The sequence below is a fragment of the Providencia sp. PROV200 genome (assembly GCF_049901995.1).
GTDB lineage: Bacteria > Pseudomonadota > Gammaproteobacteria > Enterobacterales > Enterobacteriaceae > Providencia > Providencia rettgeri_E.
In genome coordinates this window covers 194,918-214,906 of record NZ_CP096308.1, presented here as the reverse complement: position 1 = coordinate 214,906, position 19,989 = coordinate 194,918, and the positions used below count along the sequence as shown (strand labels likewise).

General features: G+C 49.1%; 19 protein-coding genes. 2 read left to right on the top strand and 17 right to left on the bottom strand.

Going from position 1 to position 19,989, the window contains the following annotated elements:
• Positions 1-598: 598 nt before the first annotated feature.
• Positions 599-1,348, top strand: a complete 750-nt coding sequence (locus tag M1E86_RS21020) for an AcaB family transcriptional regulator (RefSeq protein WP_052219379.1) — start codon at positions 599-601, stop codon at positions 1,346-1,348.
• Positions 1,349-1,491: 143 nt separating this feature from the next.
• On the top strand, positions 1,492-2,022 hold the full coding sequence (locus tag M1E86_RS21015; protein WP_042847238.1) for a tetratricopeptide repeat protein: 531 nt from the start codon (positions 1,492-1,494) through the stop codon (positions 2,020-2,022).
• A 50-nt stretch (positions 2,023-2,072) separates the two neighbouring features.
• On the opposite strand, the gene M1E86_RS21010 is transcribed toward M1E86_RS21015, so the two are convergent.
• The 17 genes from M1E86_RS21010 to mobH form a co-directional block, all read right to left on the bottom strand.
• Positions 2,073-3,158, bottom strand: a complete 1,086-nt coding sequence (locus M1E86_RS21010; protein WP_226617178.1) for a TraU family protein — start codon at positions 3,156-3,158, stop codon at positions 2,073-2,075.
• Entirely contained in the window at positions 3,155-4,414 is a 1,260-nt protein-coding gene (locus tag M1E86_RS21005; RefSeq protein ID WP_191901260.1) for a TrbC family F-type conjugative pilus assembly protein, read from the bottom strand. The genes M1E86_RS21010 and M1E86_RS21005 overlap by 4 nt, the downstream gene beginning before the upstream one ends.
• Positions 4,408-4,818: a signal peptidase I gene (gene lepB / locus M1E86_RS21000; RefSeq protein ID WP_239955657.1), complete on the bottom strand. Its 411-nt coding sequence runs from the start codon at positions 4,816-4,818 to the stop codon at positions 4,408-4,410. The genes M1E86_RS21005 and lepB overlap by 7 nt, the downstream gene beginning before the upstream one ends.
• A 131-nt stretch (positions 4,819-4,949) precedes the next feature.
• The gene (locus M1E86_RS20995) at positions 4,950-5,225 is read right to left on the bottom strand and encodes a hypothetical protein (RefSeq protein ID WP_042847240.1); all 276 of its coding nucleotides are present in this window, start codon (positions 5,223-5,225) and stop codon (positions 4,950-4,952) included.
• The gene (traC, locus tag M1E86_RS20990) at positions 5,222-7,711 is read right to left on the bottom strand and encodes a type IV secretion system protein TraC (RefSeq protein ID WP_042847241.1); all 2,490 of its coding nucleotides are present in this window, start codon (positions 7,709-7,711) and stop codon (positions 5,222-5,224) included. Before traC ends, M1E86_RS20995 begins: the two co-directional genes overlap by 4 nt.
• A 23-nt stretch (positions 7,712-7,734) precedes the next feature.
• Positions 7,735-8,478 carry a DsbC family protein gene (locus M1E86_RS20985; RefSeq protein ID WP_042847243.1) on the bottom strand — a complete coding sequence of 248 codons (744 nt, stop codon included), beginning with the start codon at positions 8,476-8,478 and terminating at the stop codon, positions 7,735-7,737.
• Positions 8,479-8,885: 407 nt separating this feature from the next.
• On the bottom strand, positions 8,886-9,419 hold the full coding sequence (traV, locus tag M1E86_RS20980; protein ID WP_042847246.1) for a type IV conjugative transfer system lipoprotein TraV: 534 nt from the start codon (positions 9,417-9,419) through the stop codon (positions 8,886-8,888).
• A 2-nt stretch (positions 9,420-9,421) separates the two neighbouring features.
• On the bottom strand, positions 9,422-10,810 hold the full coding sequence (locus M1E86_RS20975) for a TrbI/VirB10 family protein (protein WP_052219380.1): 1,389 nt from the start codon (positions 10,808-10,810) through the stop codon (positions 9,422-9,424).
• A gap of 7 nt (positions 10,811-10,817) precedes the next feature.
• Complete coding sequence (locus M1E86_RS20970; RefSeq protein WP_426099534.1) at positions 10,818-11,945, bottom strand: TraK protein; 1,128 nt, start codon at positions 11,943-11,945, stop codon at positions 10,818-10,820.
• A 135-nt stretch (positions 11,946-12,080) separates the two neighbouring features.
• Positions 12,081-12,671, bottom strand: a complete 591-nt coding sequence (locus M1E86_RS20965; RefSeq protein WP_052219381.1) for a TraE/TraK family type IV conjugative transfer system protein — start codon at positions 12,669-12,671, stop codon at positions 12,081-12,083.
• Complete coding sequence (gene traL / locus M1E86_RS20960; protein WP_042847251.1) at positions 12,668-12,955, bottom strand: type IV conjugative transfer system protein TraL; 288 nt, start codon at positions 12,953-12,955, stop codon at positions 12,668-12,670. Before traL ends, M1E86_RS20965 begins: the two co-directional genes overlap by 4 nt.
• A 69-nt stretch (positions 12,956-13,024) precedes the next feature.
• Positions 13,025-13,852 carry a DsbA family protein gene (locus tag M1E86_RS20955; protein WP_042847254.1) on the bottom strand — a complete coding sequence of 276 codons (828 nt, stop codon included), beginning with the start codon at positions 13,850-13,852 and terminating at the stop codon, positions 13,025-13,027.
• Complete coding sequence (locus M1E86_RS20950) at positions 13,852-14,142, bottom strand: hypothetical protein (RefSeq protein WP_191901258.1); 291 nt, start codon at positions 14,140-14,142, stop codon at positions 13,852-13,854. Before M1E86_RS20950 ends, M1E86_RS20955 begins: the two co-directional genes overlap by 1 nt.
• 88 nt (positions 14,143-14,230) lie before the next feature.
• On the bottom strand, positions 14,231-14,881 hold the full coding sequence (locus tag M1E86_RS20945; protein WP_042847258.1) for a DUF4400 domain-containing protein: 651 nt from the start codon (positions 14,879-14,881) through the stop codon (positions 14,231-14,233).
• Complete coding sequence (locus M1E86_RS20940) at positions 14,874-15,251, bottom strand: hypothetical protein (RefSeq protein WP_052219382.1); 378 nt, start codon at positions 15,249-15,251, stop codon at positions 14,874-14,876. The genes M1E86_RS20945 and M1E86_RS20940 overlap by 8 nt, the downstream gene beginning before the upstream one ends.
• Complete coding sequence (traD, locus tag M1E86_RS20935) at positions 15,248-17,221, bottom strand: conjugative transfer system coupling protein TraD (protein ID WP_042847261.1); 1,974 nt, start codon at positions 17,219-17,221, stop codon at positions 15,248-15,250. Before traD ends, M1E86_RS20940 begins: the two co-directional genes overlap by 4 nt.
• The gene (gene mobH, locus M1E86_RS20930) at positions 17,214-19,874 is read right to left on the bottom strand and encodes a MobH family relaxase (RefSeq protein WP_191901256.1); all 2,661 of its coding nucleotides are present in this window, start codon (positions 19,872-19,874) and stop codon (positions 17,214-17,216) included. The genes traD and mobH overlap by 8 nt, the downstream gene beginning before the upstream one ends.
• Positions 19,875-19,989 lie beyond the last annotated feature (115 nt).

The following is a 19,989-nucleotide window of genomic DNA, read 5'->3' as shown; positions in this document are numbered from 1 at the left end:
GAAGCGTTCTTAGGACGCCAGAACAACGAGAGGAACATGCCAATATAAACAAAGCCTTGCAATTCGAAAGAAGACATAATATTCACCATAAATTTATATGCGAAGTCCGGCCACAGAGAAACACCCTGAAATGTGAGGATTCAATGGATGTAAACAAAGCGACAGACATCGTAAAAACGAAGTCCGGACACAGACAAAACGCAGGAGTTGAGATAAGAGGAAGTTAACAATTTTTTTGGTTTGGATTGAGATCCAAAAATACCCTTTGCTAGGGCGGCAAGGTGACATGTTTTGTTCAAAGAACAAGAACACGTCAGAGATGCTCTGGCCTGATTTAGGCGTGCGAAACCCGTGAGGAAAGCCAGTTAGGCTACCAGGGGGCGGTGGTATATTCACACCGAAGTTACGGGTTCGCGTTTGAAGTTATGCTGAGAAGAGAGTAGGCCATCAGCTAGGCTGTTACAAAAGCCTACTTCAGATAACCAGTCAAATCAAGAACTGTTTTTCTTCCGCGAAATGCTGGCCTTTTCCCATGACTTGACCGTTTTCGTATGACTAAATAGTCAGGCTTAAATGCGACTAAATGTGAGGATAAATCATGGCAACTACAGAGAAGGCTAAAGTGACTGATAACGCAAAGCAGGGTCAAATCAAACGTAACAACCGTGGCAACCGTACACGTTCGCCGGAGCCTACGCAAAACAAAGGGCAGGCACCTACACGCGAACGCCGCGAATACTCTAACCCGGAGATCACCGTACCGTTCCAGCTGCAAACGCAAGAAGGTATTCGCATGCAGCAACGCCACTACAATTTGATGTCAAAGGCGCTGTTTAATCTGACCATTAACAGCACCGGACTGGAACGCCTCGGTGTAAAAGGGGCGATTGACCGCACCAAAAAAGCCGTGAGTGAAATCCTGGCGGGACCAGAAAAAGAAATTAGCTTCGGCATTTCAACGCTGACTAAAGTTCTTGAAGAGGCCGAGGCTTCTGGAACGAGTCGTATTGAAGAGGTTTCGTATACGGCCCCGCGCGACTACAGCATTCGAGTACGTACTCCTGATGCCATGCGTGTAGTGCGTTTGTTCCGTAGCTTCGATGAGCTGATAACGCTGCTTGATCGCTTGTGGTTGAACAACCTGTTTAATCAGGATGAAGTGGATGACTATAAAACCCGCTTGCGCGACAGTATTCGCAACATGGTTAACACCCTTGACCGGCACGCATCGGCCACTGTCGAAGAACTGAACGACAATAATGGCAAGAATGCAGATGTTGCGAGCCCAGCGAACAAAGAGCAAAGCGAAGCTGAAGCCACGCAAACCGAAAGCCATACCGAAGCGTAATTACCCTCTCATCAAGCCCCCTCACCAAGGCAGGCCACCCACCTGCCTTTTCTGTATGCGCTTGCTTGCAATTAGTGAAATATTTGTTAACGTTCTTCGCATCCTCTGTTTGATTTAATTAATAAAATAACAAATAGGTTTCTATGAAGAAGACAGCCATTGCTCTGCTAACTTTCTCCTTGTGCCTTCCTGCCCTAGGTGCAAATACACAGCAACAAAATACAAATCCCCCCCACACGCAAATCACGAACGATCTTGAAAATCTGTATCAAGAAGGTTGGCGGTATTCGAACGAGGGTAAGTTCGACCTCGCAGAACAATCATTTCTTAAAGCTGCCAAACAAAACCATCTTAAATCCCAGGAATCCCTTGCGTTACATTATTACTTCGGAAAAAACGGTAAGGTTAACTATCGGTTAGCAGGATATTGGTTTCACCAGGCCGCAGGTCAAGGCTCTGCCAGGGCGGAATTTACATTAGGAACAATGTATATAGATGGTGCTGGATTTCCCAAAGATGTTGATTTCGGTATTTTTCTGATTAATAAAGCAAAGGTTAAAGGGTATAAGCCAGCTGAAGAATACATAATCGCTTTTGAAAAATTGAAAGATTCATGCAGACAAAGTTCTTCAAAAGAATGTGATATTACGGTAACTCCACAAATAGGGTGGTAATAAAAAACCCTTGTAGATATACAAGGGTCTGATTCAATCAAAACTGCGAGTTAAATAGTTCGGCAGCAATCCATCCATTGATAGATCATGTATGTTGAGTCTTGGCCTTTTCCTGTGGGGTAGCGATACATTCCACCTTGCCACTGATATGGGGATTCACCGACTTCATGGCCTTCTTTGGTTTCAGGTGTCGGACTGAACATATTCAGTTTGTATTGCTGCTTAGGTAAGGTCGGGTAGATCTTTGACCGGCAGACTGTATCATTCCCCATAGTCCGGTAAGCCAAACCACGACGGTGTTCAACAGCAAGCTCGCGAATACCGGCCAAGCTGGTTGTTCGAGTCGTGTCCATACTGCGCACCGATCCCGTCAATGGGTATTGCCCTCCCCAAGAGCCCGCACACCACCAAAGCGAGTCCATTGGTTGTTTCCCCGCGAATTGAGCCGCTGCCTCTAATGCACAAGCTTGCTGTGCCACGACGTTTGCAACCGCAGCCGATTCCGGGTTCTGGAAGAAAGCCAAAGCTGTGTTGTTCCAGGTTGGGTCAATCTCAGAGAAACTAACCACATCAAAGTCACTGTACGGGTCAGCAGTACATTGCCCCGGCAAATACAGGTCAAGCATACGCAACAGAGGAAGAGCGTACATGTGGGCGTTATAGAAGCTGATTGAAAACTTATTACGTCGCTCTTCATCACCGCCGTCGGTTTGGATGCCGTACTGAAGGTTATTGCCGAGGTTAAGGTTAACCCCTCCCAGCGAAGACATGCAGCCTGGCGTGCGTGTTAGTTCGATGATTTTGCGGGGCTCCCACATAGCTGTCAGCACGCCTGGGTGATACACCCCAAGACCGTCTTGGCAAGCACACGCCATACCACTAGCGGCATTGTCTGGCACTTTACCGGAGGGGCCCATTGTAATTCCTGCAACCTTGATTGGGAAAATACACCCCCAGCATACGTCGGTAAAAAGCTTGAAGGAAAGAAGTTGATTATCACGGCATACCTCATTCACCGCAGGCGCAGTCTCGGCTGTTTTATCAGCCATTGCATTGCCTGCAAAGCATAAGGAAACAGCCGTGGCAGCGATTAGGTGCAAACTGAATGATTTTAATTTTTTGTGTAAGGATTTCATTTTGCCACCTTATTAGCATAGTTGGCTTCAGGGTACTCATTGATGATGAATACTTTTCTGTCAGCAGTGACGATACTGGGTACCGCTTCAATACCAAAGCGCTCAGACATACCTGGCAGGATCATGTAGAGTCGGGCTTTCTCACCGTAATGCTGCGCTGCATCTTTGAACGTATCCCAGCCATCACCGTATACGTTCGTTGTGATCAGAATGGGATTGATGCCTGGCTCCGTGTTTTCGTACTCATGGCGCGCAAAGTCACGCTGCCACGGCACGCTGGCATCAAACACTATCAGCTTCTGGCCGAACGGAATCACATCTAACGGATTCACCTTTCCTTTTTTAGCGACGACAACCCCTTCAGGCGTGACAATATCTTGGGGAATGATTACCGTAGGATCGATGGTGTGGGTTGCGCGCTTCTTAACTGTCGGGAACACTTCAAATTCCTGGCGCTGGCGAGGCCAATAGTTGTTCAAAGCGTCTTTTTTCATTTGCTCAAAGTCGAGATTTTTAACCCCTTCTTCAATCATGTCCAGCAGGCTGCGCTCCACGACTTCTTTCGTAGGGCCTGCGGTACCCAGCTTACCGGTTTTACCCTTCAGGAAGTCGATATTCGAGATGCCAGATACGCTGGCTACAAACTCACCATCTTTCTCATGGATGATGGTTGGAACTGCGGTAACGGCATTATCTTTGAAGATGACCGGATCCAGATTAACTGTCACTTCTGCACCGGAGTCGAGCACCAGCTGTTGCCAGCGAGTGAGTTCGTCCATTAATTTTGCTTTATCAGTAACGCCACGAATAACCAACGAGACATCCCTGCGGCCATCGTAGTCGGTCATCATGTCTTTAATTTCCTTATCAGACAGTGATGCAGAAACTAGCACATAGTAAAAATCACCGGCCATTTTGTTTTGTTTACCGTCCGCAACGTCAGCATCTGCAATTGCGCCAGTGACAGTGTCACTTATCATTTCATTGTCAGTACGCGTTTCTGGCATTTTTCGAAGCATTTCGCGGTTATTTTCACGCGCTGACTTTGCATTAGCTTCTTCATTTTTTTGTTGCTCTCTTGCTACACGGATGAGGCTATCAATATCGGCCTTCTCATTATCCGTTACCTCAGCAGGGCGAGAGGGTAAATCCGTCAAAGGCAGTGATGCCGCACTGACAGAATAGGCCATGCTACTAAACACGGCCAATGCGATGAGAGCTTTGCGAAACTTCGTGACTTTTAGTTGGATTACCATATCGGGTAGGCCCTTCCTATGATTTGTGTTTCCGGCACCGATCCCCAGTAGCGAGAGTCGAAGCTGAGTTTTGTTCGGCCCATAAGCCAGATCCGACCCTCAGGGATAACTCCATTGCGAGTAAGTTCTTGAGGGGTGTGACCTGATTCTGTGGCAAGCGCTAGGCCTTCACCGACCATCGAACCATTTACTGTGGTCTCTTCATCATTCACAGAGATGGCATCCCCACCGACCCCGTCCACCATTTTGATGCCTTTCCCTGACTCACCCATGTATTTCGAACTGAAAGCAAAGGTAGTGCCTTTAACGGGGGTAGTGTCGTGCTTATCTACCAGATAAATACGGTAAGGGGGTAAGCACTGGTTATTTTGAGGGTCAATACCAATTTCGAAACGATGCAACACGTAATAACTTGATGGCGCAGAGATCGCCCCCACCAGCAACATCAGCAAAGCATGTTTTTTCCACGGTCGCTTTTGCTTATAAATCTTCTTCCAAAGTGAGTTCGCTGCGGCCATGACCACGATACCCCCGGTTAGTTGCCTGACGAAGAAACTGTTTGCGGGATCTGCATATAGGCAGGATATTTGTATAGAGCGGACTCATTGAGGACCATGTAGCCAGCTTTCGCCATTGCCTCGGCGCGCGCATGAACCAGTTTGATTTGAGGGTCGCTGAGAACCTTTCCATTTGCCCCGGTATAACTAACCACAGCAATGTAGTCAGTTGGTGCAGCGGGAGGGACGAACCGCCCATAAAGGGCGGCTCCCAGAAACCCGCAGAGTAATGAAACAGCTGCGGTCTTAATCATGCGGCTATACCTCGTTGTCGTTCTTCAAGAATTGAATTGATGGCATCCTGGGTGGACATGCCCTGTGCTTTACGTTTTCTGATAGCTGCCACGTCATCCGGCGCTGTCGAGTACAGCAGCATGGAGAACGGATCCACAATCAACCGGCTAATCCCCTGACCGGATTTGGAGATAACGTAAATTTCGGAGTAAACCCCTCGGCTTGAACGCACCGTTTTCAAGAAACGGTACCCTGCATCATCCAGTGCTAAGCGCTGGTGGTGCTGAGCTTCGTTGATCGCAGATTCACTCTGACCCAGTAACAGCATAAACGCAGAGTTGTCGGCGATAGATTTTCCGACGCTATCTTTGTAAATATCGTTAATGGATTGCGTGATCGTAATGGCAGCGCCGTTGTATTTACGGAAGCGGCGGTAACCTTTTTCAATGAACGCGCCGATGTTTCCTTTGAGTAAAGCCCAGGCTTCATCGATAACCACGATTTTCATCTGGCCGCGATCGCCCATAAACATGTCTTGCTGGATTTGGTAAATCAGCTGTAACAGCACAACCTGCTTCAGGTGCTCAGAGCTTTCCAGGCGCGACAGTTCCAGAACCGTAAACGGGTTACGGAAGTCAATGTTGTTTTTGCCTACGAAGAACTTGCCGTACTGACCCCGGCTGGTGAATGGGTACAATTGGTGCCCCAAACGTTTAATGTCGTTCTCTTCATCCGCCAGAAGTGATTCCGCAACCATATCAACGGTAGTCTCTTTACCGTGCTTGCGAACGAGATTGGCAACGTGTTCTTTCATACGAGCTTCTTCGAAGTCGTTCAGACCAGCCTTAGGCGCAGCCATCACAGATAGGAGACCGATAATCAGGTCTTCTTCACCGCCGTCTTCGTTATCCGGGTTTTCACCGAAGTAGTCTTCAATCAGTTCAAAGAAGTTGAGACATGGCTTCTTATCCGGATGGAAGTCCAGGTAGTCCCCGTTGTAGGTCTCACAAATGTTTTTGTACGAGTCCCCTACGTCGATACACCACACCTTCGCTCCCAGACTGCGATAAGCGGTAATAATGTAGTTGGTTAAGAACGACTTACCAGAACCGGACTCTGCCGCAATACAGGCGTTGTAGTTTGTATCAGAGTCGAACAGGTCGAGCATCTGCACCTGCCCCGATCGGGAAGTCAGCATTAACGCCGGGTTACTGGTACCTTGCCAGTCAGCGTAAAGTGGTGAGATAACCAAAGCTTCACTCAGTGCCAGCGTGCGGTAACGGCCCATTGATTTCTCAGCACCAGCCTCGTTGAACATAGGCAGGGACGAGAGGAAAATAGGCGCAACAAAGTAGCTATCCGGGATCATTTTGAATTGATAGGTGTTGAGGTAGCTGGCCGCTTCCTGGCTAGCACGGAATACACCGTCTTTGGAGTTTGAGAAGATAGTCACTGTGAATTTGGCTTTACAAATTGGCTCGCCGTTGTCCAGCTTGTCACTCAGCAGGTCGTAACCTTCTCGGATAGTTTTCAACGATGGGATCCATTTCACCATTGGCCCATCGGTTTGCTGCACGATCCAGTTACGCTTTTGCGTGAACTTGGTCTTCGCGTTTTGCTGGTCGAAGAAGATCATGCTCATGGAGATAATGCAGGACGATTTAATACCAGTAGCGCCGCTCATCATATCGCCGAGGAAATATTGAGCTTGCCCAGGGAAAAACCGCTTAGGTAGTTTTTTGGCGCTTAATGTGCGCACAAATGTTGTGCCTGTGTGACGCTCACCTCGCTGGTCTTCGTCTTCTGGATTGCCGAAGGCACAGTATTTATTGCGAATGAAGAACTCTCGGTCAGGGTCAACCAGTTGCTCAGAGATCATCAAATCGTCTTGCACTTGTAGCGGATTACGGTCACGCCACGAAGCAGTTTCCCCCTGATTTAAAATGGAAGAAAGCACATCGATGTAACGGTCGCGCGTCAGTGTAGCAGGGCACAAGCCCATGATCCCCAGCGTGGTGTCAAACGTGTTGCGGAATTCAGAAATCAGGTTGAATTCTTCTTCTCGCATGTCGTATTCGTTTTTCACCGGCACCTTCACCGTGATCAGCAACAAACAGTTGCGGACACGGGTACCCGTACCCTTCATAGGATAGTCGGTGCTGTGAAGCAGAAATTTAGAACGGTTGTAGATTGCATCGCGCAATACTTCGTCATCACAGTCCATGCGCAGAACGTCCATCTGGTTAATTTTGCCAACGATATTCGGGCTGGCAATCAGGTCGAACTGCACAATGGTTTTCGCCGGGAAATTTGAGGACAGCAATGTTTGTAATTGCTGCATCTCTTTACCGCTGGTACCGGATAAGGGACGGCAAAGGAAGCCGAAACCGATATATTTATTGTCACATAGGAAAATGTGGTTTTTCTCATCGTATGCCCGAACCGGGCACACATCTGAGAAGCGTTTGATAGACTTCAAACGCTGTATGATGATTGATTCGCTCATTCTAACCCCACAGAAAGAAGAACTTATTGACCAGCCAGGAAGGCTTTCAGACCTTGTTTTGGTGCGCCGATGCTGAAAGCACCGTCGTCTCGAATGATGAATGGCACCATACTGACGCCTAACACCTGAGCGGTGATTGTGCGGCGTGCCAATGCCTGCATATCACAGTCTTTAACCTGGTCAAATTTGGTTTTTTCATGCGCGATAATAGCGCGGTCGGCACGGTAGCGATCTGAAGCACAGTACAGCTCTTTGTTACGGATTTGGCTTGGCTCGCCGAGGGCACCCAGGGACAGAACGTTAACGGTGTATTCGTGCGGGTCTAGGTCAGCCAGCTGATTAAGGGCTGCGGCACAATGCACGCAGTTCGGGTCAGTGAATAGAATGACTTTTTTAGGTCCGTCGCCCCAAACGGCAGGTTGAAGATCAGCGATGTTCAGTTTCAGCTCTTTGATCGGAATGATGCTGGCATACTTGGTGATCTCATCAAGTGTGGTCAGGTCTTTCTTGGCCCAAGTGTCGTACATGGTGCCTTTGAACAGGTACCGGCCATTTGACGACAGCAGGTTGACTTTGCCGTCAACTTCCAGCGCGATAATGCCGTTGGTTGGCACAACGAAGCGCTTGACGTCTTTGCTTTCCTTCGGCGCGTTCATGAAGGCTTTGTTGTTAAACACAGTATCAGCGTTCACATCTGCACCGGCAAAAGCGGAAGCGGCGAAGCTGGCGGACAGAATCAGGGATAATACTTTCTTGCGTAGCGTCATTGGAGTGCTCCTGTGAATGAGGCTACATTTTCAATGGTGAAAAGGCGGATTAACAGCGAAAAGGCCAGCAAAACGAGGTCAAAAAACAGCGTTCTCTTTAAGGGGGATTTTTGCAGGATTAGAAAAAGGTAAGGCCGTTCGAGGGGGAACGGCCTTGCGCATGAATCCATTTACCAATATGTCTGAGTGGGGTTTATCCAATGCGAGGGGTAAGTCACACATCGAATGTCAGCATTGGCAAAATGCGGTATGGTTACCATGCGTCTGTAATTTTAATCACAATCCTTATAAATAGCAATGAGACCCTAAATGAAAGAAAGCCGCACTAGGCGGCTTTTATAACACAACTGACTGTATTTGAGGGGGAATATCAAATCATTCAGTTTGCATTAATTTCAATTGGAGCATTATTTGCTCGGTGTTTGAGGGGCTTGTGCCGCCACTGGAGGCGTGCTCATTGGTCGAATAACAGCACTCCGGGTCGATGCATGTGACGCGCCAACTTCCCAGCGGCGAGGTTCAATTTCGGTGTACACATAGCCAGGGACGTTCAGATCACCGTCTGCGGATTCATAAGGGTCAACCAACACACGCATTACCTGTGCCTGAGTACGGATTGGCTGAGGGTTTGCGGTAGCAGCAGGGACAGGTACATAACGACCACCAGTTGCCACACCACCAGCCCCGGCGGTACCTGCAACACTGTTTCGCTTCAGATCTACTGGTTTACCAGACAGCTGTTGTTCCGACACCGCATCAATGCGATCTTGGTAGTCATCACCATCGGTCAGCTGGTGGATGTCGCGGATGTTCATACAAGTGACAGCATTGGGCATACCTTTACAGCCGTATTCTGAATTCCCATCCACCAGCGAACAACCAGACAATGCGGCCAGACCAGTTACTGCGACACAGATTGCTAAAAGACGTTTTTTCCACATAATTAGTGAGTCCCGTTAGAATTGAAAGTGGTAGGCGTTGCTTTGCCATTAGGCTTGACGCGGGTAAATTTCAGCGTTACACCTTTTTGAACGATAAAATCGACACTGCGACCCGGATCGATTTCGATAACAGGGAACAGATCACCGGCCATGTTCATGTAGAAATCGGCCAAGCGTTCTAATGCTCCACCAACACCAGCGATAGCAGCACCTTGAAGGGCTTCGCTGCTCATCACTTGCTCATAAGGCGTGTTGTTTTTCTTACCGCTGTTGTTATCGCGGGTAACGTTGATAGTCGGAATGTTCTGGACGCTAAACAACGATGACGCAGCCTGTAAAAAGCCTGCGGTCAAGGCTTTCGCCAGGTATTGACCTTGCTTGGTAACCAGACGACCACGTACACCAGCCTTACCATCTTCCCCCACTGCATACGCATCGAGTGGAGATTCAAATACAGCACCATCATCACGAATGCAGGTGATCACCTCAGAGCGGAAGTAGCCGCGTTCGGACGACAGCTCGCCAAATCCAGCGGCCAACATGCCACACTCACGCACGTCCGCACGGAAGCGGTTCGGCAGGATGGCGTCTTTCTTGATGCGGATAAGCGCTGGGTAGGGGTCTTTGCGAGCGTTCTGTGACGTCGGTGCATCCATACCTGAAATGAAGACACCACTCAGGATTGAGGTCGCTGGGAGGTAGGTTTGGAATGCTGGATCATCATCAGGATCAGCGGCAGCGACCTCTTTTATGTCCTCATGCACAGAGATAATATCCGGCGTTGCTTGTGGTGCCGCCTTACCGTCTTTACCTTTGGCGTCTTTATCCGCAGCAAAATCAGCGGGGTTCGGCTGCTGGGTGTTTTCGTACACTCGTTGGAGCGTGCCGTCGTTATTCAGGTTTTCGTGAACACTGTCCGACGTTAACTTCTCTACACCTTGCTTAGCATTATTATCGCCGCTGTAGACGTCTTTTGACCGAACTGATTTGGAGTAAGGCAATACGGTAGAGCCTTCAGCAACACGTTTTTTCAGCTTTTCTTGTTCAATACGGTCGGTGCGTTGTTGTTGCTCAATGGCGATCAGGCGCTTGTTGATTTCGTCAACGTTAATGGATTTTTTCAAATCCGTGATGTTTGAGTTTTGCTTTTCAATCGCTTCCCCTAAAGCGCGCAGGCGAGCAGCGATCGCGTTCTGGCTAACCCCCTGGGTGTCAGTGTCAGTCAATACACTGGAAATAACTTGCTCTGATGGCCCGCGCGCCGCAGGTGTGCGCGATTCAGGCATCAGCAGGAGGATAGCTGGGATCAGTACAACAAACGTACCCCCCAACACAAAAAGACGTTTTTTCTTGGCGTCCAGCGTGTCCCAGCGTTCTTTCAATTTACTCATCTTTTTATTACTCCGCTAATTTAGGACGTACATAATCATCAACCTGTGCCTGCTGTGACTGATTGCGAATGACAAAGTAGGCTTCAGTCTTTTGGCCCGGCTGGAGCGTGTTCCGGCTCCAGAGTGCGCGCGCGGCGAGGTTAGGGTGAGTGCAAAGTGACTCGTCTACCGTGATGGTAGAAGCGCCGGTATTCTGCGCAACGCCCACGATGACACTGAACTGACTGCCCTGAATATATTGGCCGCCAGCAAAGCTGTATTTGATATTGTCCTGCGCTGTACCTGTGCTGAAGTTACAGTTTGGAATGCTATGACCAGAGCCTAAATTGCCCATTGCATAGCCAGGAGGAATATCGCCCAACGCAACAGCCCGAAGAATGTTTCGGATCGTTTCGACGTAGTTGTCTTTCTGCTCCCATTTACGAGCTTTGGCTTCGTTACCGCCGTACATCACCCCTGCTGACTGCGCATGCCCCGCTCCGGCCGGAGCATTACCGACTTTACGCGAAAGCATTAACGAAGCTTGTACTGGTGCAATCTTTTGCGGAACCAGAGACAAAGACAGCGCGACACTTTCGTCACCTTTTTCGCTGATATACAGTGCGACCGGATTGGTTGAGGTCGTTGAAACATAGATCACATTGCCTTGTACGCTGACTTTTACGTCAGTCAGTTGCAAGCGCTGCACTGTTGGTCTCTCGAACGGCGTCACGATACGGTTAAGCTGGCCGAGAGAAATCGGGATCAGGGTATTTACGCCGGGCTCTACAATCAGATCCTGGCGAGAAGGGATGACATCATCAGTTAATCGGACAGGCTGAACAATGGCGTTAGGGACCGGTTGGACGTTAATGCCGTCTACGGCAGGATTATCACTGGAACTGGCATTGGTTGATGCGCCCGCAGTTGCTGTGTGATTACCTTTTTTCGATGCAACGACAACAGGCTCTTCAGATGCAGAGTCCCCAGAACGCTGGAGTACGACGCCGTTATCGACTGACAGTGTATTGCTATTAACGTCAAGGCCATTCGCAATGGATGGCCCGGCGGTGATTGACGCAATCATCAGCGCCAATATTTTAACGTGTTTACTATTCAACATTTGTTCCCCCGAACAGTGACAGACGCAATACACAGGAAGTTACCGCGACGGTTTTGTTAATGCTGCTCACTTTGTTTACCTAGCTTTTACGTCATCGTAAAAGCGCTCAATGTGGTTATAACCCGCACGAGGCGGGTGACGAAATTTACGGGACAGTGTTCCCTGGATTTATTTGTCGCCTTTTTTGTCGCTCGGCAATTCGGCTTTACCTTGCTTGATGTTGATAAAGGTCAGCACAGGTCGGTAACCTTTCACATCAATTGTCATTTGGAACGTAACGGGCTTCACGATAGGGTTACCGGCGATCCCTTCAAGACCTTGACTGCCTTCTACGAAGTAGGTGCCAGGGGCTTTGGGGTCGTGGTATACGCGAGTCGGTGTAAAGCTCAGACTGATACGATCACGCTTAATCTGGTCAATCTGGTCATCAATGCGCTTCATGACTTGCGTGTAAATACCCGCATCCAGGAATGGGCCGATAGATTTCTTCAGCATGTCCACTGACTCAGGTGTTGCGTTACCCATAGAGTTAGCCAAATAGATAGCCCATGCCTGCATGTAAGGCTGTCCGGCCGTCTTTTCATCTAACCAAGTGGTTTCGGTCAGGTTGGGTGGAACAATGGTCACGATCTGTGAACGGTTCATTAATGTGCTGGAGAGAATGCCGATGCAGATAATCGAAACAACCAACACCAGTTTCAGCGTGGTGTTTTCGCCTTTCATGTTCAGCAAACCCTTTTTAAAATCTTTGCTCTTCATACAATAAATTCCCGGTCGAATGCGTTAGGTACAATGGTGCTTTTCCCGAAAGAAACACCGAACTTCCAGTAACACAGATGCAGAAAGTATTTTTCTGACGCCTTTTGCAGAAAGCTGCCATAGAACCGAGTGATCACGATGCCGATGAGTGACATCGTAAAGATACGGCCCGTAAAGACCCCGATACCCAGGAAAACGAAAAATGGCATCGCTTCATCAACGCTCCAGAAGAAGAACTTCGGCGGATCATCGACAGAATGCGAGATGTGGACTGGCTCACTCATTCTTACCCCCAATTATGAATCGAAATACCCGAACCCCTTCGGGTGCTTTAACACAATGCCCGGACTCTTTTACTTCTCACCCCCTTGGGCCAATTGCGCCATCATTTGCATCAGGCCTGTCCCGTTGACCGAGCCTTGCACCATTGCCGATTTATCGCCGTACACCACGATGTTTGCAGGCGTTTGTTGAATATTGAGTCGCGCGGCCTCTTTCACATCTTCCGCAATTTTTGCGCTTGGGCGAGCGGCGTTAACGCACTCAATAATGCGCTGCCCATCCAGCCCATTGTTTTCAGCCAATTTGTCCAATGGCGTTGCCATACCGTGACCGTCGGAGCGGGTATCCGCAAAAATAGCCCGTGCCATCTTATAAAATGCCGGATTTCCACCTTGCTCTGCGGCACATTCAGAGGCGAGAGATTCGGTGCGTGATGCCTGGCCGTGTACCGGAACGTGCTTGAACACCATCGCGATATTGCCGGACGAGGAATCCACCAGATCCATCATTTGCGGGAAATGGGTTTTGCAGTACGGGCATTCAAAATCGGAATACTCAATGACGTAAAACTGTGCGTCAGGATTGCCGTAAATACGCTCACTATCTGTAGACGGCGCGTAAGACTCAGACGGTTTTTTACCGGTACTGAAGCCAATCGAATTTGCCCCTTTAGACTGTTCGTTGACTTTTAGCCCAGAGGCCGCAATATAACGGTCGAACGCTGCTTCCAAATCCCCCCGATTACTGATGACATTGCGCTGCATATCAGCGACAACGGCCAAGTCGTTAAGCAGGCGCGTTTGTTTATCCAACGTGTAGGCGACGAACCCCGAAGTGGCGATCATGACAGCCAATGGAATGCCATAAATGACGCTTTTCAAACCTGTACGCTTAGCCATTAATAACCTCGGGATTGCTGTAATTGTTCAGGGACGTAAACCATGTCAGGTTTCTTTATTGCCCCGCGTTTTTTCATTTCTTCCTGCTGGGCTTGTAGCCGTGGCAACAATACTTCAGCCATTTCACGGTCCATCTTGTCCCGGTCGGTTAAGTAGCTGGACTTGTGGAGGACCGCATTCAACTCGTGGATCTGCTCAGACTTATCAGTAAGCAGAACACCCGCGCCCAGACAGACTGAAAAGGCAATACACAAGAGTCCGGACAGATAGACGTGCTTCAGTTCATTCATAGTTCACCTCGGGGGATAATTTACCATTCCGGTTTTGGCGCTGATAATGAAAAGCACCGCAAAACGCGGTGCTTTTCGGGGGAGGAATTTAGATGCGTTTTGGAAGGTTACTGATGAGCAACGAACTGCCTATTGGGATCATCACAATCATGATGAGGGCACCAATCATCGGCGGTACTGGCAGAGGGACAAACAGTGACAGCAAAATACTGTAAATCCCCCAACCAATCAGCACCATGCTGCGGCGGTTAAGAAACGGTGACGAATAGGCAAACGTGTATCGCTTAGCGTTCCAGCGCATGATCCCAGCAAAGAGAGAGGGAAGTGTGACCACAAGCATGTACGGAAGCCAGTATATATTCAGGGTCAATCGATACACGATCATATAAAACCAGTAATTCAGGTTTTCGGCCATGTTTCGGAAGATGGAAGCGAAAAGGAAAAGTGGACCACCTTGATTTGCCATATCGGATGAATCGAGCTCATAGAAGTCACGCAAGAAGCCATCCACTCCAGTATTTACAAAGAATGAACGGTAGTTTTTGTTGACGTCCGAGATCACTGGTGTGAAATCCGTATCGCCGATCAATCGCTGGCCCCAGGCAACTTCTTTTTTCACGTTCTCGTAAAAATACGAGGCCGGGAAAAACATGGAAATGACGAACAGTATTGCCGTACTGAAGATGATAATCATCTTTATCGTCTGGGGCCATTTCTCTTCGGTTAATTGGTCAAGCATGTAAGATCCTTAATGCGAGTTTATCCGCCACCGCATTAATGAGCTCGCTATTCAGCCTGCGGGGTAACTGACTTGTAGTTGCCAGCTCGTTGAACCCTATTTTTCCGCCAAGGTGCTCGGTGACGAAATTAGCCAACGTAATGAAATAAACCGCCAGGCGTTCCCAGTCATTTAGAGGGCAATCAACCTGTTGGTTATATGCCATCACCGAGGACTGCACCGCATCGGCCACCAGCCCCTTAGTCAGGGTGCTAGGCAGTAAGGAGATGAGTGATTGCGTAATAGGCTCAACACACGGCCACACCAGCGTTAAGCTGTCATACGCGTTGCAATCTTCTTTACGTAAAAAATAGGTTTTCATTTTGATCATGACTTTTTACCCCCAACACGAATACGCGACTTCTCACCCCGAACTTTCTTCTCGTACAGTTTGAGGAACTTCAGGGCTTTCTTACTGGCCTGGTTGAAGGCCTTATCTCCCTTCGGTGACATAATGATGGGCACTTTACCTTTGACGATTTTGTTCGCCTGGTTAATTGCCATAAATTCAAGGTTTGGTAACCAGCCCAGCAACGGAGAAGGGAACAACTCGCCTTCTTCTTCCATAATGCGTTCACTGACCGAACCAGAGATCATTTCAGGGTCAGCACCAGCACTGGAGCCATGCCCGCGCATGACATACTTGAACTTGGTCATTGGTACACGCTTCATGACGGCCTCTTGCGCATCAGGATCGGGGGTACGCAACGCAGTAAAGTGGTTGGTGTTGGTGACGATTTGTTTCATCTTGGCTTCAGACCCCAGGCGCGCCTCAAAGTCGCTGGTGGACTGAGATGAAATAAATAGGCGGAAGCCCGCGCCACGGGTTTTGTTCAACATCTTGATCACTTGATCGTTAATGACCTCAGCAGCTTCGTCGATAAGAACCATCACTGGGGCCAGGTCATCCCCGCGTGGTTTCATAAAGTTGTACACGTCCGCTGACACACTGGTGATGTCTGACAAGAAGATAGAGCCCACCGCCGAACCAGTTTCTGCATCCGCTAAGGAGTCTAGCCCCATGTACAGCATGCCTCCGGTTGTGATGATGTCGCGCACGTTGGAGATAGGGCGGAAGTCATTCAACTGGGATTCATCGTCACTGTCCGGGGATAGTAATTCAGCCATGAAACCCTGAGTCAGCTGGCTGAGGATAGGCATCACGTTGAGGATCATCTTCTGGAAGTGCTCACGCTGGTGGCCGAGCATATCCAGCCCTGCTTCAATGCTTGGGAAGCTGCGGTTTGCTTTGATGTCGTTGCGGTAAATTTCGGCGCAAATATCAGCGATTTCCTTTGGCCCCTTCGCTTTGTTTGCATAACGATCCATGCGCATGGCGAAAATACGGTCAAAGTCATCTTCACCGAGCACCTGACGGCCAATTTTGGTCACTGATTTGATGATGAGATCAGCCAGAGATGATACATCCGACCCCAACTGGGTTTTCACGTTCTTGAGCGTGGGTTTCAATTCGCAGATTTTCATCAGTTCTACGACTGTGGTTAAGGACATGATACCGAACGATACGAACGGGTCACTGGTGCCATCGGCACGCTGGATAACGGATGTAATACGGTTAGCTACTTCACCTGCACGAGTGTAGTTGGTGATCGGAGAAATGCGCGCGGATTTCTCCGGGTGCGCCAGCGACATGTAGTTGAATTTATCTTCGCGGTTCACCAAACGCAGACACATTTCCATCCAGTCAGCCAACTCTTCATCGTTTTTCGGGTCGATGAGAATGAGCGGTTGTTTCTTCAGTGCTGCCTGAAGGATGAGTAACTTATAGTATGTTGTTTTACCTGAACCGGTTGTACCGGTCACCAGGGTATGCAATGACAGCAGATCTTCAGCGACTCGTATCCATTGTTGCTTTTCACCAAGCGCATGGATCCAACCCAAACCCATGAAGTTTTCTGGCACCTTGCTAACGAACTTTTTGATGTCGCGCTTGATGAGTTCGGAGGCTAACTGACCTTCAGGTTGACCCCATTCAAAACCATACCCCAGCAGGTAGCTGTCGGGGAATTTCATCATGACATCAATAACGGATTCCAACTCCATTTTCAGAACGTTAGGCTTTCGCTTTAACCGGCTCTTATGCTTGTAAATATCCCATGCGGAAGGTACGGAACGAGCCGCATAGGCCGCTTGTACCGCAACAGCCAAATAACAAGGAACCGCAGGCATATTGAATGCGGCATTGACCGCCAGTGAGGCAGCAATCCCCACACCCCAGCCTGCAATTTCCAGCGCCTCAAAGTTGGGACGCCAGCGCATGTTATAACTCCACTCACTCATTATCATTCACCATGAAATTTTGAATATTGCTGTTAACGAGGATGTAATCGACACCAGTACGGGTCACGTAGTCGAAATTATCGATCAGTACCTGTTGGAACTGATTTGCGTTGATGTTCAGATCTTGTGCAATACGGCGTTTTTGCAGCGAGGACAAGGCGATCACTGGGTCGCCATTGAACGCAGTTTTATTTGCCCCTTTGGTGGCAATGGCGCGATAGACTTCGGTCATATCCACACTGATGTCGGTCAGGTCAAACGGACTTAGGCTGGCACGATAACGGTGACCTGAAAGCTGGTCGATGTCAGTATTGAGCTCTTTACGCAAGTAGAAACACATTTGCGAACGATGGGTGTAATACTCGCAAGGAGCCTCCATAAACGGATACCAGATCCAATCTGCATCCCGCATCGGTTCGAAGAGTGAGTCCTCAACCCCGTTCTCCAGGATGATGCAGCAGTGGCCGCTTTCATGGAAAAGGGCAGACTGATTCGCGGCCACGTAGGACGCGAGTTTGTCCTTGGCAAGATCTGAGGCATTGCGGAACAATGGGCTTTGGTCTTGGTGCAGTGCAGTCAGTTGTTCGGTACCAAATGCCACCTCGTTATTCTTGTTGTAGCCAAAATCATTTTCCGGGGTCACTGGCGTAAAATTCCCATTGTCCACTTCGTCCTGTACGCGTTGGATTTTTGCTCTTGCATCAGACATAGGGTCGATAGCCGGTTTTTTCTCAACCAGATTCTGTTCGTCATTTTGATACCCATCAGCGACAGCGTGGTTTTTGAGAGTCTCCCACAAAGATAAGGTTTCACGGTCAAACTCTGGCTCCTGATAATGCTCTGGCTCCGACATGATTGGAGGGGGCATTTCGGCAGAGGTATCTTGCTTGCTCAAAACGTCTTTCAGGCTCCGTTGTTGTGGCCCAACTTTGGCTATTTTTGCTTCGGGCGAAGAGGTTTTAACAGGCTGACTTTGTTCAATTGGAGTCTGGAATGCTACCCCTGGTTTTTGATTAGCCAATTCCGCTTGTGCTTTGGCTTTCGCGTCCTGACGGGCATTCACTTTTTCGTAGTCAGCATCAGACAGAAGATTCAAGTGATGCAGTAGCTCGTGGGCGTTATCAGAGGTCACCGGATTCGAGGCTCCAAACATATTATCCAGCGGATTGTCATTCTCATCCGGCAGCAGAGTGCCACCTTTCAGGATTTCAGGATCGACGTCAGCCGGAATGCTGTTTTCACGCGGCTCTTTATTCCCCACGAAAGGACGACTTTCTTTCAGCACAGGGATGTTTTTCCCTTTACTGGTCTGGAATTCACGCCATTCGCTCTCAATTCGGATACGGGAGGAAATAGGCAGCGGCTCCATTGTGTCCACAAACAGAACGTCCGGAGAGATTAGACGCAGGCAACTCAGCGCTACTTTCGGCTCTTTACTGTTACGCGAATCGCGGTCATTCATGATGTGTGGGGCAATTCGCCAATATGCGGTATCTTCGTTTTTATTTACGTTCGGAATGCACAATTTGTAGCTCATCATCAGATCAGCCAGACTGTTGGCCGACTGCGGGATCACTGCACCGGACTTCTTCACGGTGTTGGTGATGTCTTTGACCGCAGTACCCCAAACGATAAACACGCCATAGGTGGTGACCCAAATCGGGTTGCCGGGTTTGTTGGGTTGCCACACTCCTTTCTTAAGTAGGTGGCGCATGGCATCTACGATGCGTTGGACCGCAGGCACACCCGATTGCGTTGCACGTACCGCATCACCGCCGTAGCGTTGCAGGTCGTGGCGGACAGAAATAACGTCAGATTCCTTCACAATTTTAAGGATCTTGTTTTTCATTTCAGGGGCGTTTTCTTCAGTGGCATCCAGGCGAACGGTACTCACGGCCATTGCCCGAGTCAGCTCGTTATAGATGTCGTTGCCTTCGCTCAGCAGGAACTCATGCAGGATTTGCGGCATGATCATCATCATCATGGCGGTGGTGCTGGAGTGGTGCTGCTGGTGGCGCGAGCTCTTCCAAACGAGGAAGTAACGTTCAATTTTATTGGCTTTTGCCCATTCATGGATCGGGGTGCGCCCCGGAGGCCAGTGATAGGTGCCGGATTTGTCCCAGACTTCGTAATCGGTAAACGGCTTGCCAATGTCATGCAGAAGGCCCGCTGTCGCAATCGCAAGACGCCAGGCCAACATGCGGCTGGATTTCACCACGGGCATTTCCATCGAATCGAATTCAATGTTTTTGGCTTTACGGATGCTCTGGAAACATACTTCAAGAGAATGGCGCATCAGTCCACTCTGCGCTCGGTGGTGGTGGTGTTCCGATGCAGGGAACAGCTGCACGAAGTTCGCAAAGCTATCAAGCATCGGCATCATCAGCTGCTCAAATTCGCTATCTCGGATATTCAGTTCGCGTTTAATGGCCTGGATCATATCGGTCTGCTTTTCACGCAGAATGTAGCTTCCCGGTATCAGTGCTGGAAAACCAATTTCGGCAGGCGGGTAGCGCAAAATGTCACCCCGTACAACCATTGAATCCACACCGTCGCGCATAGAGTCGATTTCTTCGAGGGTCTCCAGGGGGATGTTAATCTCGCTCTGTTCCTCATTTTTTTTGCCAAACAGCGTTTTGATGATCTTCAGCATTTAAAGCTCTCCGTTGTAGTGCAAGTACGATAACCCATGACTGGGGGTGTGCAGGAACGAAAAGGCCATCGTTTTGTCGGCTAAAACGGTAACTGGCAATTTTAAAAAAAAGGAT